Below are 16,213 nucleotides of genomic sequence, written 5' to 3'. Positions count from 1 at the left end.
TTTTCTCCTTAGGGTTTGGCGGCGCATTTTGCCAGGATGTCGAGGTAACCTTCGACATCCCAGGCGGAGCGGCCGATGAAGAGCCCGTCGATATGGGGGCGCGCGATCAGTTCTTCGCAGTTTTGTGGGTTGACTGACCCGCCATAAAGGCAGGGGATCTTGCGGCCGAGCACCGCTTCGGCAACGGCGATTATTTCAGACTGGCGGGCATCTGCGTAATCCGCAGTCGCCGGAATACCCTTCTCGCCGATCGCCCAGACGGGCTCGTAGGCCAGCAGGATCTCGGCGTCTTTCTGGCCGTTCGAAAGTTTCGAAAGTGCGCCGCGCACCTGGGCTGCCAGGATGTCGACAGCCTTGCCGCTTTCACGGTCGAAGAGCGTCTCGCCAATGCAGATCAACGGAATGAGGCCGTGGCGAACGGCCGCTTCGGCCTTCAGGCCAACTGTCTCGTCGGTCTCTCCAAAGTGCTCGCGCCGCTCGGAATGACCGAGTTCGACGAGATCGAGATCGCAGTCTTTCAGCATCACCGGCGAGACTTCGCCCGTCCACGCTCCGTGGTCAGCCCAATGCATGTTCTGCGCGCCGACCTTCACGGACGTCTTGGCAAGCATTGCCTTGACCTCGCGTACCGCCGTGAAGGACGGAATCACGAAGCGCTGGATGCGCGGGTCGCGCGCGCCATCGGCGGCTTCGAGTGCGCGCGCGAAATGCTGGGCTTGCGCAAGCGTCTTGTTCATCTTCCAGCTGGTGCCAATCCAGAAGCGCGGTTTTTCGGTCATGCCGGATCCTGCGTTGATGCGATGGTGAGCGTAATGCCCGCCTGCTCGAATTCCTCCAGGAAGGCAGCATCCGGTGCGATGTCGGTTATAACAGCGTCGAAATCGGTGAGATCCGCCATGACATGCAGCGCGGTATGGCCAATGCGCTGGTGATTGACTAGGAGGCACGCCCTGGCCGAGGAAGCGATCATCGCCCGCTTGGCGCGCACGACGTTGTCGTCCATGTGATAGGCAAGCCTGCCGCTGACGGCCGGCGTCGAGATGAAGGCGATGTCGGCCCTCAGTCGCGCCAGAGCCTCTTCGGTGACGACGCCGAGATAGGCGTTGAACTTCGCCGAATAGCTGCCGCCGAGCGCGATCAGCGTGATGCCGCTTTCGCCTTTCAGCCGCTCCATGATCGCTGCGTTGTTGGTAATCAAGGTCAGCGGACGCTTCTGCAGCAACATTTCCCCAAGCACGGCCGCCATCGAGCCATCGTTTACCATCACGGTCATTCCCGGCTCGACCAGATCGAGCGCAGTCCGTGCCATTGCAAGCTTGGCCTTGCTGCCCTGGCGCGCGCGAATGCGGAAGTCGCTTTCGAACTGCATTCCTGCATCAATGGTCGCGCCCCCCCGAACCTTGCGCAGGACACCCGCCTGCTCGAGATCGTCGAGATCGCGATGGATCGTCATCTTCGAAACCGCGAAGCGATCGGCAAGCTCATCAAGATCGACGGTCTTGTTTTCGACGAGCAGGTTCACGATCAACTGCTGCCGCTCTTCCCGCCTCATCCCGGTCTCCACCGTTGTCTGAAAACAAAATAACGATCTCGCCGTGATAATCAACCTTTATTGTTGTTATTTTGAGATAAAATCCTGTTGTTTTGAGAGGCTAACTTAGCAATGCCTGCGCGGTTCGCTCGTCCGTTATAAGCCCGAAGAGACGACGGCTGTTCAAAATTGCCCGGATGGCTGGCAATTTCGACTGTCCACCCGCCAGCGCGACGAGCCGTTCGTTCGAACTCTTGGGGAAAGATGCAGAGAGCGTGCGCGCTGTTAGCGTCGTCTCAAGGATGTGGCCATCGGCGTCAAAAAAGTGCCCGAGGATTTCGCCGACACCGCCTGCGGCGGCAATCTCCTCCATTTCACCGGGCTCAACCACACCGGACAAAACAAGCTGCGCCTCTGCATCGACAGTTCCCAGACCAACGAGCTTCAGATCGGCATTGTTGGCCAGATCGAAAACCTCCTTGACGGCGCGCTGCGCCTTCAGCACTTCGCGGTCCTCGCCGGTATTGGCAAAGAAGGGAACAGGCATGACATAGGCATGGGTGCCGGTCTTTTCGGCGATGCGGTGCATCACGTCATAGGGATTGGCCCCGTAGTTTCGTGTCAGGCCGCCAAGCAACGAAACGAAGCGCAGGCCCTTTGCGCTCACCCTCGGCATATACTGGACGGCGGCCGAAAGCGTGCGGCCGTGACCAAGGCCGATGACCCTATTGTCGCCGCGCTCGATCTCGCGCTTGAGATAGCCGGCGCCCGCATGGCCGAGTGCGCGAAGCGGCAGGCCTTCCTCGCCGAGATCGGGTGCGACCTCGCAATACTGAAGCCGGAAGCGTTCCGAAAGCCGCATCTCCAGCTCGACGCATTCGACGATATCCCCATCGATGGTGACTTTGACTACGCCATCTGCAACCGCTCTCGCAATCAGGCGATGCGCCTTTACCGACGGCACGCCGAGGCGCCGGGCGACGTCGGACTGCGTCAGTCCACCCGCATAGTGAAGCCAGGCTGCACGCACAGCCAGCGTTTCATCGGCGTCCGTCATCACGGTTTCCTTTCGAATGTCACGGGCGGCATTCCGCCATTCCGGTGCTGCCTTTTAAGGACGCCCGCCTTAGATGTTCAAGTCGGCTACTCCAGTGTCGATATGTGGTGCCCAGAAGGCGACGCTTTCGGCGATCTGGGGGATGACCTGGCGATCGTTGGGCTCGCGTTCCTTGAAGGAGAGCTCCAGGCAGATTTCATTGTCCTTCGCCCCACCTTCGGCCAGTGCCTGGAGTAGAGGCGCGGGCTGCACGCGGCCCTTGGCGTTGAATTCTGCAGTAAAGGGCCTGTGCCCGCCCTTGTCCATCAGGCTCTGCTTGATGTGGATGATCGGCGATACCGGCGGGATGGCGCGTGCCCAGGCATAGGGATCGTAGTCGTCGGGGTTGGCGGAGGTGATGTCGCCATGATCGATATCGGCCATCATCCACATTGGGATGGCCAATCCGGCGACTGTCAGCCGCTTGTGCAGTGACAGGGATGCGGCGATCGTCTCGCCGAATTCGCGACCGATGCTCATCGGCTCCCAGAAGATGTAGGAAAGGCCTGCGGCGCGTGCGTGGTCGGCGATCTCGGCCCAGCAGTCGATCGCGATCTTGACCAGTTCCTCGCGTCTGGCCGGATCGTCGAAGTCCTTGTAGGTAAAGATTGCAAACTGTGTTCCCACGGAGTGACCGCCGAGATCAGCGGTGATGTCGGCAAAAGTCTTGAACCAGTCGATGTAATAGCGGCGCACATCCGCATCTGGGTGTCCGAAGTGGTTCAGGCGGCCATATGGCCCCGTCATTGCTGACGTGATCCGCACACCCGTGCGCTTCAGCGCGGCGTTCATCGTGCGCGCCAGGCGGCGGATCACGGGCGCTTGCCAGCTCGGATTGATGAATTCGTGGGTCAGCTGGAGATCGCGGATCCTCAGGTCTCGCGCAACCGTGTCGATGAGGTCGTCGGGGTCGGCGAAGCGATTTACAAGTGGATTGGTATTGAGCGAAAGGGTCAGCGGCATGGCAATATCCTCAAGCTGCGGCAAGGCGAATTGAAGCAAACCACTCGCCAAAGGCTGCAATTTCCGCTTCGCTCAGATGCAGATAATGCTTGGTGCGGCGGTAGAGGATGTCCTCGGCCGTGGCGGCCCATTCCGTCGCAACGAGATAACGGGCCTCGGCCTCATAAAGCTGCCCGCCGAAATGCCGCCCGAGCCCTTGGATGCAAGTGGCACCCGCAATCACGTTCCTCGTGCGAGCGCCATAGAGACGGCCGTAGTGATGCACGAGCTTGCGCGGCATCCATGGATAGGCATCGCGCAGGCTGTTGGCGAAGGTCTCGTAGTCGGTATTCGGAATCTCGCCACCGGGCAGCGGCGCCTTCTCAGTCCAGTCTGCGCCCATGTGCGGAAAAACATGCTTGAGACGTTGCATGCCCCGCTCGGCAAGCTCACGGAATGTGGTGATCTTACCACCGAAGACGTTGAGAAGGGGAGCACCCCCCGTCTCGTCAAGGTCGAAGACATAGTCGCGGGTAACGGCGGACGGATTGCCCTTGCCGTCGTCGAAAAGTGGACGAACGCCTGAGAAGCTGTACAGCACATCCTCCCGGCGCAGCTTTTCCTTGAAGTAGCGATTGACGGCCTTCAGCAGATAATCGATTTCCGCCTCGTCGGCGGACACATCCTCGGCGCGGCCCTCATAGGCGATATCGGTCGTCCCAATCAGCGCCTTGTCGCCCTCATAGGGGTTGATGAAAATGACGCGCTTGTCGTGGTTCTGGATCAAATAGGCATTGGAGCCGGCCCAGAACTTCGGCACGATGATGTGGCTACCCTTCACGAGGCGCACGTTGCGGCTGGAATTCGAGCCGGTGACGCGATTGATGATATCCATCACCCAGGGGCCGGCGCAGTTGACGAGACATTTTGCGCGGAAGGTTCGTGTCTCTCCCGTGAGGCTGCTTTTCGTCGTAACGATCCAGCTGCCGCTCTCACGACGCGCCGAGACTGCTGCCGATCGAGTGAGAATCGTCGCGCCTTTTTCGGCCGCGCTGACCGCGTTCAGGACTACCAGGCGGGCGTCGTCGACCCAGCAATCGGAATACTCGAAGCCGCGTGTGTACTGGTCGAGGATCGCGGTTCCTTCCGGATCGCGCAGCAGATCGAGCGTACGTGTCCCCGGCAGCTTCTTGCGGCCGCCAAGGTGATCGTAAAGGAACAGGCCGAGCCGCACGAGCCATGCCGGACGATCCTGCGGGCTGTGTGGCAGGACGAAGCGCATCGGCCATATGATATGCGGGGCGGCATTGAGCAAGACTTCACGCTCGATCAGCGCCTCGCGCACCAGGCGGAATTCGTAATATTCGAGATACCGCAGACCGCCATGCACCAGTTTGCCCGAGCGAGACGAGGTTCCCTGTGCCAAATCATCCTTATCGCACAGCGCGACTTTCAAGCCGCGGCCCGCAGCATCGCGTGCGATACCCGCGCCATTGATGCCTCCGCCGATGACGAAGAGATCCAGGAGTTCGGGTTCAGTCATGTCATGCTCCTTCGATGCCTGCTGCATCAGAACTTGATTTACGTGCCAATCGGCGACGTCGTTTCGGCTCGGGCGAGCTTGCCCCAGGCCGGTGCCATTGCCTGGCGCACATCGGTGTAGGCGCAAAATAGCCGGTCGAGCCTGGCAGCCTCCTTCGCATCCGGAGCCTCCTCCTCGCCGAGAAGCGGCGTCACCCAGTCGGCAATGCATTCGTCCATGCCGGAATAGACGCCGACGGCCACGGCGGCCATCATCGCCGCGCCGGCGGCCCCGGTCTCATCGCGGCGCGACTGGCGGATCGGCGCGTTAATGGCGGCCGAGAGTGAACGGCGAAGGGCGAGCGAGCGCGTTGCGCCGCCCGTGACGCGCAGCTCTTCTGGCATAGCGCCCATTGCCGCGTAGCAATCGCGGGTGGCAAGCGCCAACCCTTCGACCACGCCGCGCAAGAGGTCGGGAAAGCCGTGGCGCGTGGAAAGGCCGGTGAAGCCTGCGCGCGCATCGGCATTGACGAAGGGTCCACGTTCCCCAGCTTCGGAGATATAGGGATGGTAAAGCACCGAACCCGGCCGGCTTTCGGCAAACCAGCCGTCGATGCGTGCAATCAGGTCTGCATGCGAAGCAGGTTGGCCCGCCTCTGCCATCAGATAGGCGGCGAGCTTGAGGATCCAGTCGATGTTGATCGTAGCGCCCATATTGGTCTGGACCTGTGTGACGATGCCGGGGACGGGCAGGGCAATCACATAGCCCGTTCCCTCAGGATTGAGCTGAACGTCAGCAACAGCCTTGGCACGCATGTGCACGCCCGTCGAACCGATCGTCGAGCAGGCGGCGTTGCGGGCGTCGCTGCGCACGCCTGCACCGAGCGCCGTCATCGCCATGTCGACATATCCAAGGCACACCGGCGTACCGGCAAGAAGTCCGCAGGACCTCGCCGCCTCGCACGTCAGCGGGTGACTGATCTCGGTGCCGTCGATGATTTCCGGCAGAAGCGCCCGTCTGTGGTTCAGGCCGAGCGCATCGATCACCACCGCATCATATTGCCGCGTCCTGAAGTTGCCAAAGGTAAAGCTCGCTTCCGACGGATCGGTCGCCCTCACGGTTGTCAGGTTGAGATACAGCCAGTCCTTGCAGTGCAGCGCCGTCTCCGCTTTATCGAGAAGGTCCGGTGTGATGCGATCCATATGCGCCAGTTGCGCGCCCTGCTGGCAAGTGTTGAGGCCGGTGCCTGTTGCCTCGAAGCGGGCACGATCCTCAGTTTTACCGGCAAGCGACGTGACGGTCGGTGCGGCGCGCGCATCCAGCCATAGCCAGGCATCAGCGACCGGCGTATTGCCGCGGCCGACAAGCCAGGTGCCGTCGCCCTGGCCGGTGACTGCGACGGCTGCGGTGCGTAACGCGAGATCGGGGACTTTTTCTCCGAGGCCCCGTAGCGCGCTGACGCAATCGAGCCAGGTCTGAGTGAGCGACTGCGTTGCGGAGCCGTCGTCTCCGGTCGTGTACTTGTTGCGCACGGAGGCCGTGGCGATTTGCCGTCCCGACAGAGCAAAGGCAACCGCCTTGATGACGGAGGTACCTGCATCTATCCCGATGATGATCTTCTCAGTCGATGTCATCGCAGGGCCATCTCGCCACCATTGTGAACCGCTCGCCGGGTACTTCGCGCATCCAAATTCATCTGAGGTCCTCCCAATCCCCGGTCCGTTGGGATCCGGCTGCCGACTAGTTCGCTCCTTCTGTGGCCTGCGGCAAGTGCTCTGCCTTTTGCAATTCCTGGATGAAAGGAGCCGAACGTCCCACAGGCTTCGCTGCGAATATAACATAAAGATACCATAAGATAGTAAGATTTTGCTGGCAATGAAAATTTTTTCAGATAGAATAAATTGCATGACAATGTAGGAGACTGCTTGCGAAATGATCGGCCGCAACGCCTGTCGTCGCCAGTTCCCGCTGCGGTGAATGTCACAAAGTCACAATCCATACAGTAACTTATGAATCTCTGCAGGGGAGGAAGCGGAGGGCAGAGTTTGTGCGGTTGCGTCCAGTCAGTTTGCACTGCAGCGTGAGAAATTCACCGTAAAATCACCCGCTTTTGCTAAAGTTGAGATCAAGTTGTCGTTGACATGAGTTTAAAAATATAACACTCTTTGCGACGTAAATAACATATTTCTATCACGGAAGCGCGCTTCCGGATCGATAGTTGCAGGTCAGGCGGTTGGAGGAGACAGTCGCCGGTCTTGTTGAGGAGGCTTCCAAATGAGATTTCTGCCGTTTGCGGTCCTGCCGGTGATCGGCCGATTTGCCCTGGTGCGGCACAATCGGACCGGTCTGCGCTTGCTGCCGCGCTCGCCCTTCTTGCTTCGCCGTTCAAGTCAAAGGCCGTCCGGACATGAGCACACAGCCTGATCATTCAGCACCAAGGTCGAGCAGTGGTAATTTCAAGCTGATTGCAAGCAGCGTGCTTGCCGTCGTCGTTGTCGGGGCGATTGGGCTCGATACCACGGTCGTCAAGATCGGCTCCGCCGACGATGTCCGCCAACGGGCATTTTCTGCGGAGACTTTTGGCGCAGAGCAGTTCCCGAAGATTAAGGCGAATGTCGAGGATCGGGCTGTTGCCGCCGCCGAGCTTGCCGTCGCAATCGCCGCCGACAAGAAGGCAGCCGCCGAAAAATACGGGACTGCGACGAGCACTGGACCGGTGATCCCTGTTGCACTGACAGGTGTGTTCGGCGCCCGCAAGGCGAACACGAGCGAAATGAAAGTCGACGGGTTGCCTCCCGAGACGGTGGTCCGTGTCCAGACCGGTCCTGCGGTCAACGGCACGGACCTCCGTGACGCCACCGGCACCATCGAATTCGGGCAGTTTACCAACCAGATACAATATCAGGATGCCGGTTCGGCCATCAACAACGAGATGAAGAAGGCGGTCTTTGCAGGCCTTGCTCCTGAATTGCTGAACGGAAAGGCGGCGACCGTGGTGGGCGTCTTCAAGCTGATCAACCCGAAGAACTGGCTCGTCACGCCGGTGAAGGTCGAGGTCAAATGAGCCAGCCGCCATGCAACTCCGCAAGCCGGGGCCAGGTTGTCCTTGCCGCTCGCAATATCGCCAAGTCCTATGGAAATGTTCACGCCCTGAAAGGCGTGAACTTCGACATCCATCGCGGCCAGGTCACGACCTTGTTCGGAGAGAACGGCGCGGGCAAGTCGACGTTGATGAAAATCCTTTCGGGGGTCGTGCAGCCTAGCTCCGGCGAGATCATCCTCGACGGCTCGCCTATCAGCTTTGCATCGTCGACCCATGCGCGCGGGTGCGGGATTTCTATCATTCATCAGGAGCTTAGCCTGGCACCCAATCTCAGCGTCCGTGACAACATCTTCATGGGTCGAGAGATCATCAATGGTGGCGTTGTCGACTTCGCCGAGGAAGAGCGCCAGACACGTGCGCTGATGGAAGAACTCGAGGAAGACATCGATCCGCTGACGCCCATCGAGGATCTGCGCCTCGGCCAGCAGCAGATCGTCGAGATCGCGCGCGCCCTTTCGGTCAATTCGCGTATCCTCATCATGGATGAACCGACCTCGGCGCTAAGCGCCACCGAAGTCGAAGTGCTTTTCAAAGTCATCCACGACCTGACCAGCCGGGGCGTTTCGATCGTCTACATCTCGCATCACCTGGAAGAGGCGCTGCAGATTACCCACCACGCCGTTGTCCTTCGCGACGGGACCATGACGGCCTATGCTGAGCGCAAGGATATCGACCTCGAATGGATCGTCCGCAACATGGTCGGCGAGAACTTCGACCTCGGCAATCCACCGCAAGGCCATCAGTTCGGCGCAGTCGCACTTTCCATTGAAACCCTGAGCGTTCCCGGTCCTTCCGGCGCTGTCTACAATGCGGTTGACCGTCTATCGATGCAGGTGCGCACTGGCGAGGTCGTCTGCATATACGGGCTGATGGGGGCCGGGCGGACGGAACTGCTTGAATGCATCGCCGGTCGGCTGCGTTCGAGCGGCGGCAAGATCCTGCTCGAGGGCCAGGACGTCGGCGGGCTCAGCATCGCCGGGCGCATCGCCAGCGGTCTCGTCCTTGTACCCGAAGATCGTCAGCGCGATGGCCTGGTCCAGACGATGACGGTCGGATCCAATCTGTCGCTTGCAAGCATCGGCGCCTTTACGAAGGGGGTGTTCACCTCCCGCCAACGGGAACGCGATCTCGTCGACGATGCTATCCGCCGGGTGCATGTAAAGACCGATGGCGGCGCGGCGGCGATCGGCTCGCTGTCCGGCGGCAATCAGCAGAAGGTTGTGATCGGCAAGATGCTGGCAACCCAACCGAAGGTGATCCTGCTCGACGAGCCAAGCCGCGGGATCGATATCGGCGCCAAGGCCGAAGTGTTCAAGCTGCTCGCGGAGCGCGCCAGGCAGGGACTGGCGGTCATCTATTCGACGTCCGAAGTCAATGAGTGCCTGAGCATCGCCCACCGCATCATCGTCATGCACCGCGGCAGGATATCGGCCGAGTTTGGCTCGGAGGTCACCAAGGAAAAGATCATGGCCGCCTCCGGCGAAGCTGTGGTCGCGCACTAGCCTGGAACTATGGAGCACTGAGTATGTCAGTCACAAACATCGCCGAGAAAAAGTCAGTATCCTCCGGGCCGTCGCGCAATACCAACGTGGTGCGTCTCATCCTGGAAGGCCGGGCATTCTTTGCGCTGATCGTCATCATCACAGTCTTCTCGTTCCTGTCGCCCTATTATTTCACGCTGAACAACTTCCTGATCATGGCCTCGCACGTGGCGATCTTTGGCATTTTGGCAATCGGCATGCTGCTGGTGATCCTGAACGGCGGCATCGACCTGTCGGTGGGCTCGACGCTGGGGCTTGCAGGCTGCATCGCCGGCTTCATGATGCAAGGCGTCACCCTCAGCTATTTTGGTGTCATCCTCTATCCGCCGGTCTGGGCCGTCGTCGTCATCACATGTGCGCTTGGTGCGTTGGTGGGTGCCGTCAACGGCGTGCTGATCGCTTACCTCAAGGTGCCGGCCTTCGTCGCTTCGCTGGGTGTGCTCTATGTCGCGCGCGGTATTGCGCTTCTGATGACCAATGGACTGACCTACAACAATCTCGGCGGCCGGCCGGAGCTCGGCAATACCGGGTTCGATTGGCTCGGCTTCAACCGGCTCGGAGGTATTCCGATCGGCGTGATCGTGCTTGCGGTTCTGGCAATCATCTGCGGCATCGTGCTGAGCCGCACGGCCTTCGGCCGTTGGCTCTATGCCTCGGGTGGTAACGAACGTGCGGCCGACCTTTCGGGTGTTCCGGTCAAGCGCGTCAAGATCGTCGTCTATGTGCTGTCAGGTGCCTGTGCCGCGATCGCCGGCCTGGTGCTGTCGTCGCAACTGACCTCCGCCGGTCCAACTGCCGGCACCACGTACGAACTGACGGCTATCGCAGCCGTCGTCATCGGTGGTGCGGCGCTGACGGGCGGCCGCGGTACGGTTCGCGGCACCATGCTCGGGGCCTTCGTCATAGGCTTCCTTTCGGACGGCCTCGTCATCATCGGCGTCTCGGCCTACTGGCAGACCGTCTTCACCGGGGCGGTGATCGTTCTTGCCGTCCTCATGAACAGCATCCAATACGGCCGCCGGGTCAAATCGTCTTGATGGCCGCGACTGAACTTATCCGCGACGGCAGGCTGAATTCCATGAAGGCCGATTGGGGAAAGCACCGCCGGTCTCCGGCAATAACTGAGCTCACTAATGGGAGAGAGACTATGTTTAAAAAAGGCATGCGCATTCTTCTCGCCGCCGCCACTGTGGCACCGCTTCTTGCAAGCTCGGCTTGGGCGGCTGGGATGATGACGATCATCGTCAACGACCCGTCGAACCCTTACTGGTTGACCGAAGGCAACGTTGCCAAAGCCGCCGCCGAAAAGCTTGGCTATACCGCCTCCGTCAGCGCACACAAGGGAGATACCAACACCGAAAGCAACCTGATCGATACGGCCATTACCAACAAGTCCGTTGCGATTATCCTCGATCCGGCGAATGCTGACGGTTCCGTCGGTGCGGTGAAGAAGGCCGTTGCCGCAGGCATTCCGGTCATTCTCGTCAATGCGGAAATCAACCAGGAAGGCCTTGCGAAGGCCCAGCTCGTTTCCAACAACGCCCAAGGTGCTGCACTTGGTGCCCAGCAATGGGTCGAAGCTATCGGCGACAAGGGCAACTATGCCGAACTGTTCGGCGCACCGTCCGACAACAATGCCGCGACCCGCTCAAACGGCTACGAGACTGTGCTTTCGCAATATCCGGACCTGAAGAAGGCTGCCAAGGAAGTCGCCAACTGGGATCGTACTCAGGGCCATAACAAGATGCAGTCCATGCTGCAGGCAAACCCTGACATCGTCGGCGTCATCTCTGGCAACGACGAAATGGCGCTGGGCGCAATCGCCGCTCTCAAGGAAGCCGGCAAGCTCGCCAACATCAAGGTCGGCGGCTTTGACGGCTCTCCGGATGCTGTTGCAGCCATCAAGGCGGGTGAACTCCAATACACCGTCCTGCAGCCGGTTGCTGTATTCTCCGAAGAAGCGGTGAAGCAGGCAGACAGCATCATCAAGACCGGCAACACCGGTGCCAAGAGCGAAAAACAGCTCTTCGATTGCCTGCTGATCACCAAGGACAATGTGGACAAGTACACGGGTCCGTTCGTCTTGTCGCAGTAATCGTCGAAGGGGCGCTCGAAAAGGCGCCCCTATTCAGCGCCGGCGGCACAGGCCGCTCGGCGTTCTCATGCCCGGAACTCGGGGCCGGAACCGCCGGGCCGCAACCGCCATGTCGCCTCTTTTGCCTTGGGGCGGCAATCACTGTACGAAGCTGGAATCCAAAGTTCAGCGACAAGGGTGACTTGTGACACAAAAGACGAGCCAGGGCGACGATCTGTTGGACCAGCTTACGAGCGACAGCCGCCAGACGCGCCAGATCGCTCGCCGGCGCATGATTGCCGAGGCCGTAATGAATGAAGGTTCCATGCGGATAGAAGACCTCACCGACCGTTTCGGGATCAGCCTGATGACTGCTCATCGTGACGTGGACGAACTTGTCAGCCGTGGTCTCTTCAGGAAGACACGGGGCATCGTCACTGCGGCTGCCACCAATCTCATCGAATCAAGCGAGGTCTATCGCGCGAACCGCCAATCGGCGGAGAAGAAGCTGATCGCCGAAGCGGCGATGCAGTTCGTTGAGCCGGGCCAGGCCATTTTTTTCGATGATTCGACCACGGTCCTACAGATGGCGGCGCATCTGCCGTCGAAAGTGCCGGTCACGGCGATCACCAATTCGCTGACGCTCATGAATGCGCTGAAGGGCATGCGCGACGTGACGCTGCTTGCGCTCGGCGGACAGTATTACAACTGGTGTAACGCCTTCATGGGTCGCATGACCATCAACGAGATCAGGGGTCTCAGGGCCGATGTCGCGTTCATCTCCATGTCGGCGATCAGCGACGGCACCGTGCTGCACCAATCGCCGGAGACGGTCGACACCAAGCGTGCGATGTTCGACTGTTCCGTCAAGCGCATCCTGCTTGCCGATCACACGAAGTTCGAGCAGCGGGCGCTTCACAGTTTCGCGGCACTGGACGAGTTCGACGTCGTCATCGTCGACGAGAAGACGCAGCCGGTGCACATCGACCGCATGCGGTCGCGAGATATCAACGTCGTCATCGCCAAGGGCGCCGGAGGGCGCTCGTGAGCGGACAAGCCCGTTGCTGGTAGCGAGGTAAAAGCGAATGCCGAGTCTGCTCGGGATCGATAGTGGCCTGACGGTCACCAAGGCTGTCATCTTCGATATCGACGGAACGCCGCTCGCAGTCGCCCGGCGCCGCGTCACGCAGTTTATCCCAAAGGCCCGCCATATCGAGCGGGACATGGACGAATTGTGGAGCGCGACGGCAGACGCGGTTCGGGAGGCGATCACCCTCAGCAATCGGCCGGCAAGCGACATCCAGGGCATCGCCGCAACGGCCCATGGGGATGGCATCTATCTGCTCGACCATGATCGGATGCCTTTGGGCCGGGCCATCCTGTCTCTGGATAGCCGGGCAGGCACCATCGTCGATCAATGGATGGAAGCCAATGTCGCCGACCAAGCCATCGAGCTCACCGGGCAGATCCCGCATGTCTCCGCACCATCGACACTTCTTGCCTGGATCCGCGATATGGAACCCGACCGGTTCAAACGCATGGGTCATTTCCTGAGCTGCAAGGACTGGCTGCGATATTGCCTGACCGGCATCCTCGGTACGGACCGCACCGAGGCAAGTACCTCCTTTACCGATGTAAAGACGCAGGAATACAGCCACGAGGCGCTGAGGCTTTTTGGGCTGCAGGGGCTTGTCCATGCTCTGCCGCCGGCCGCTCGTTCTGATCAGATCGTCGGGCGGGTGACACGTGAGGCGGCGCATTTGACCGGCCTTGCAAAGGGAACGCCGGTCGTTGCCGGGCTGCATGACGTCACGGCCTCGGCGCTCGGAGCGGGCGGCTATGCCAAGGGCGTCGTCGCCGTCATTGCCGGAACCTATTCGATCAATGAGACGCTATCGTCGGTGCCGCGGGTCGACCGGCGTTGGTTCTGCCGCAATGGCATTGCGCCCGGCATCTGGAACAACATGTCGATCTCGCCGGCATCGACGGCGAACTACGACTGGTTTCTCGACAAGCTGTGCGCCGGCGAGCGGACGAAGGGCGAGGCGCAAGGCAGGTCCATTCACGCTTTGCTCGCGTCGGAAATCGACGCGGCTTTTGATCGGCCATCGACGGCGCTCTTCCATCCTTACCTGTTCGGTTCGCCTTATGGTGCTTCGGCAAGTGCCGGCTTCTTCGGTCTCGGCGGCTGGCACGATCGAGGCGACATGCTGCGGGCCGTGCTTGAAGGTATCGCTTTCAATCATCGCATTCATGTCGACGCACTCGGCGACGGCTTTGCATTGAAAGAGGCAAGGCTTGCCGGTGGTGTCTCGCGCAACCCGCTGGTCGTCCAGATGTTTGCCGATGTGCTCGGTTTACCGGTGACCGTGACCGAAACGGATGAGGCTGCCGCCTGGGGTGCTGCTCTTTGCGCCGGATCGGGCGCCGGCGTTTATGCTGATCCGCAAAGCGATCCCAGCGATTTTACCCGCTTGGCGAAGACCTGCCGGCCCGATGCGGCACGCAGCGCGGACTACGACAAACGCTACCGGGTCTTCCGCCAGATCGCCGAGGCCATGATGCCCCTTTGGCCGAAAATTGCCGGCCTTGCGGCGGAGCAATCGGTACGAGACAGACCTCCGGCACAGATGTAGTGCCATTTAGGACGACAAGATCATGACACCCGACATGCAGCAGCGCTTCTCGAACCTTGGAGAGGGCGATATTGACGTTTTGATCATCGGAGCGGGCATCAACGGTGCCGGACTGTTTCGCGACCTTTCGGCCCAGGGCGTCAATTGCATGATCGTCGACAAGGCCGATTTCGGCTCCGGGACGAGTGCTGCGCCATCGCGGCTTATTCACGGCGGGCTCAAATATCTCGAGACGGGCGAGTTCGGCTTGGTCGCCCAGTCGACGTTGGAGCGCAATTTGCTGCTGAAGAACGCTCCCCATTGTGTCGAGCCGGTGCCTACTTTCATACCTGTCTTTTCCTGGACACGGGGTATTTGGGCGGCGCTGCGCACGCTGTTTGGCTCCAAGACCGCGCCGCGCAGCCGGGGGGCTATTCTCGTCAAGATCGGGCTTAGGCTCTATGATTTCTTTGGGTCACGCGACCAGGTCATGCCGCGCCATCGGCTGATCCTGAAAAAGAAGGCGCGCAAGGAAATGCCGCATCTCACTCCGGCAATCGTGGCCGGCGGAATTTATTACGACGCCAAGATCAGCAGGCCCGAGCGGCTCGTGTGCGAATTGGTCATGGATGGGCTGGAGGCAAATGCGAGGTGCCTTGCCGCCAATTTCACGACGCTTACGGCAGTCTCCGGCGGGCGCTTGACATTCAGGCGGCCGGATGGCGGCGAGTTTGCAATCTCTCCCAAACTGGTTGTGAACGCCGCCGGTCCCTGGATCGATCAGGTCAATGGAGCACTCGGCGCTCCCTCTCGCTTGATCGGCGGTACCAAGGGTTCCCACATTCTCATGGATCATCCCGAGCTGGTTCGCAGCCTGAACGGCCACATGATCTATTTCGAGGCTGACGATGGGCGCATCTGCCTCGTCTACAGCTATCTCGGGATGGCGCTCGTCGGTTCCACCGATATCCCTGCCGACGACCCGGACAATGTCCGTTGTGAGGAACCGGAGACCGAATACTTCCTCGATAGCCTCCGCTCGCTGCTGCCGACGCTTCGCTTCGATCGTGATCAGATCGTCTACAGTTATAGCGGCATCCGCCCGCTGCCGGCCTCGAACGCGACCGCCCCGGGGCTGATCAGTCGCGATCATTCCGCCCCGGCGAAGGAGCCGGAAGAAGGTAGACCTTTTCCGATCATCTCGCTGGTCGGCGGAAAGTGGACCACGTTCCGCGGCTTTGCCGAGGAAGTCGCCGACGCGCTTCTCGCGCGCCTGCAGCATGGTCGCAAGCAATCGACCCGCTACATGCCGATCGGAGGTGGAAAGGCCTTCCCAACGGATGTGCAGCAACGAAGCGTCTGGATCAGGGATATCGCGGCGCGGACAGGCGCATCTTTTGAGCGCGTGGAGGAACTGCTTGGCCGCTACGGAACGACGGCTGCGGCCGTTCTTTTTTTCTCGTCGGCATATTCGGATGAACAGCGGCTGACGGGCGCGGAGCACTACAGCGTCAAGGAAGTCGACTGGATTGCTCGAAACGAACTCGTTGTACACCTTTCAGATATCGTCCTTCGGCGCACGACGCTTGCTATCGAAGGCCGATTGCAGCTCGAAGGATTGCGGGAAATCGCCGGCATCGCCGGGGCTGCGCTCGGCTGGAACGGCGAACGCATTGCAAGTGAAATCGACGACGTCGTCGACCAGCTTGAAAGATTTCACGGCCAGAGGCTGGCAAGCAGGATGCCTGCCGCCGGGCCCAAGCAGGCACAGCGCCCCGCGTCAATATAG

13 protein-coding genes are annotated in these 16,213 nt (G+C 60.4%); 7 read left to right on the top strand and 6 right to left on the bottom strand.

Annotated features, from left to right (window positions below; all coding sequences use genetic code 11):
* Nucleotides 1-8: 8 nt before the first annotated feature.
* The 6 genes from AM571_RS33010 to AM571_RS32985 all read right to left on the bottom strand — a co-directional run bounded on the left by AM571_RS33010 (nucleotide 9) and on the right by AM571_RS32985 (nucleotide 6,725).
* Nucleotides 9-779: a triose-phosphate isomerase gene (locus AM571_RS33010; RefSeq protein ID WP_074065132.1), complete on the bottom strand. Its 771-nt coding sequence runs from the start codon at nucleotides 777-779 to the stop codon at nucleotides 9-11.
* Nucleotides 776-1,552, bottom strand: a complete 777-nt coding sequence (locus AM571_RS33005) for a DeoR/GlpR family DNA-binding transcription regulator (RefSeq protein ID WP_074065131.1) — start codon at nucleotides 1,550-1,552, stop codon at nucleotides 776-778. The genes AM571_RS33010 and AM571_RS33005 overlap by 4 nt, the downstream gene beginning before the upstream one ends.
* 100 nt (nucleotides 1,553-1,652) lie before the next feature.
* Nucleotides 1,653-2,588 carry a sugar-binding transcriptional regulator gene (locus tag AM571_RS33000; RefSeq protein ID WP_074065130.1) on the bottom strand — a complete coding sequence of 312 codons (936 nt, stop codon included), beginning with the start codon at nucleotides 2,586-2,588 and terminating at the stop codon, nucleotides 1,653-1,655.
* A 69-nt stretch (nucleotides 2,589-2,657) separates the two neighbouring features.
* A complete protein-coding gene (locus AM571_RS32995) occupies nucleotides 2,658-3,590 on the bottom strand; it encodes a sugar phosphate isomerase/epimerase family protein (protein WP_074065720.1) in 933 nt (310 codons plus the stop codon).
* A 10-nt stretch (nucleotides 3,591-3,600) separates the two neighbouring features.
* Nucleotides 3,601-5,112 carry a glycerol-3-phosphate dehydrogenase gene (locus tag AM571_RS32990; RefSeq protein ID WP_074065719.1) on the bottom strand — a complete coding sequence of 504 codons (1,512 nt, stop codon included), beginning with the start codon at nucleotides 5,110-5,112 and terminating at the stop codon, nucleotides 3,601-3,603.
* A gap of 38 nt (nucleotides 5,113-5,150) precedes the next feature.
* Nucleotides 5,151-6,725 (bottom strand): FGGY-family carbohydrate kinase, encoded by a 1,575-nt coding sequence (locus tag AM571_RS32985; RefSeq protein WP_074065129.1) that lies wholly within the window; start codon nucleotides 6,723-6,725, stop codon nucleotides 5,151-5,153.
* A gap of 773 nt (nucleotides 6,726-7,498) precedes the next feature.
* On the opposite strand from AM571_RS32985, the gene AM571_RS32980 reads away from it, so the two are divergent.
* The 7 genes from AM571_RS32980 to AM571_RS32950 all read left to right on the top strand — a co-directional run bounded on the left by AM571_RS32980 (nucleotide 7,499) and on the right by AM571_RS32950 (nucleotide 16,213).
* Nucleotides 7,499-8,155, top strand: coding sequence for a DUF2291 family protein (locus AM571_RS32980; RefSeq protein ID WP_074065128.1), 657 nt, complete (start codon nucleotides 7,499-7,501; stop codon nucleotides 8,153-8,155).
* Entirely contained in the window at nucleotides 8,152-9,696 is a 1,545-nt protein-coding gene (locus AM571_RS32975) for a sugar ABC transporter ATP-binding protein (RefSeq protein ID WP_074065127.1), read from the top strand. The genes AM571_RS32980 and AM571_RS32975 overlap by 4 nt, the downstream gene beginning before the upstream one ends.
* Nucleotides 9,697-9,719: 23 nt before the next feature.
* Nucleotides 9,720-10,772, top strand: coding sequence for an ABC transporter permease (locus AM571_RS32970; protein ID WP_074065126.1), 1,053 nt, complete (start codon nucleotides 9,720-9,722; stop codon nucleotides 10,770-10,772).
* 110 nt (nucleotides 10,773-10,882) lie between these two features.
* On the top strand, nucleotides 10,883-11,830 hold the full coding sequence (locus tag AM571_RS32965) for a D-ribose ABC transporter substrate-binding protein (RefSeq protein ID WP_074065125.1): 948 nt from the start codon (nucleotides 10,883-10,885) through the stop codon (nucleotides 11,828-11,830).
* Between the two features lie 184 nt (nucleotides 11,831-12,014).
* Complete coding sequence (locus AM571_RS32960; RefSeq protein ID WP_074065124.1) at nucleotides 12,015-12,857, top strand: DeoR/GlpR family DNA-binding transcription regulator; 843 nt, start codon at nucleotides 12,015-12,017, stop codon at nucleotides 12,855-12,857.
* A gap of 37 nt (nucleotides 12,858-12,894) precedes the next feature.
* Complete coding sequence (locus AM571_RS32955; RefSeq protein ID WP_074065123.1) at nucleotides 12,895-14,445, top strand: FGGY-family carbohydrate kinase; 1,551 nt, start codon at nucleotides 12,895-12,897, stop codon at nucleotides 14,443-14,445.
* Nucleotides 14,446-14,467: 22 nt separating this feature from the next.
* A complete protein-coding gene (locus tag AM571_RS32950) occupies nucleotides 14,468-16,213 on the top strand; it encodes a glycerol-3-phosphate dehydrogenase/oxidase (RefSeq protein WP_074065122.1) in 1,746 nt (581 codons plus the stop codon).

The organism is Rhizobium etli 8C-3, from assembly GCF_001908375.1.
GTDB lineage: Bacteria > Pseudomonadota > Alphaproteobacteria > Rhizobiales > Rhizobiaceae > Rhizobium > Rhizobium etli_B.
Note: the sequence above shows the minus strand (reverse complement) of the source record. Positions and strands in the feature narration are given on the sequence as shown.

Coding starts and splice junctions, on each gene's coding strand:
- AM571_RS33010 (WP_074065132.1), bottom strand. CDS start 779: ATGACCGAAAAACCGCGCTTCTGGATTGGCACCAGCTGGAAGATGAAC.
- AM571_RS33005 (WP_074065131.1), bottom strand. CDS start 1,552: ATGAGGCGGGAAGAGCGGCAGCAGTTGATCGTGAACCTGCTCGTCGAA.
- AM571_RS33000 (WP_074065130.1), bottom strand. CDS start 2,588: ATGACGGACGCCGATGAAACGCTGGCTGTGCGTGCAGCCTGGCTTCAC.
- AM571_RS32995 (WP_074065720.1), bottom strand. CDS start 3,590: ATGCCGCTGACCCTTTCGCTCAATACCAATCCACTTGTAAATCGCTTC.
- AM571_RS32990 (WP_074065719.1), bottom strand. CDS start 5,112: ATGACTGAACCCGAACTCCTGGATCTCTTCGTCATCGGCGGAGGCATC.
- AM571_RS32985 (WP_074065129.1), bottom strand. CDS start 6,725: ATGACATCGACTGAGAAGATCATCATCGGGATAGATGCAGGTACCTCC.
- AM571_RS32980 (WP_074065128.1), top strand. CDS start 7,499: ATGAGCACACAGCCTGATCATTCAGCACCAAGGTCGAGCAGTGGTAAT.
- AM571_RS32975 (WP_074065127.1), top strand. CDS start 8,152: ATGAGCCAGCCGCCATGCAACTCCGCAAGCCGGGGCCAGGTTGTCCTT.
- AM571_RS32970 (WP_074065126.1), top strand. CDS start 9,720: ATGTCAGTCACAAACATCGCCGAGAAAAAGTCAGTATCCTCCGGGCCG.
- AM571_RS32965 (WP_074065125.1), top strand. CDS start 10,883: ATGTTTAAAAAAGGCATGCGCATTCTTCTCGCCGCCGCCACTGTGGCA.
- AM571_RS32955 (WP_074065123.1), top strand. CDS start 12,895: ATGCCGAGTCTGCTCGGGATCGATAGTGGCCTGACGGTCACCAAGGCT.
- AM571_RS32950 (WP_074065122.1), top strand. CDS start 14,468: ATGACACCCGACATGCAGCAGCGCTTCTCGAACCTTGGAGAGGGCGAT.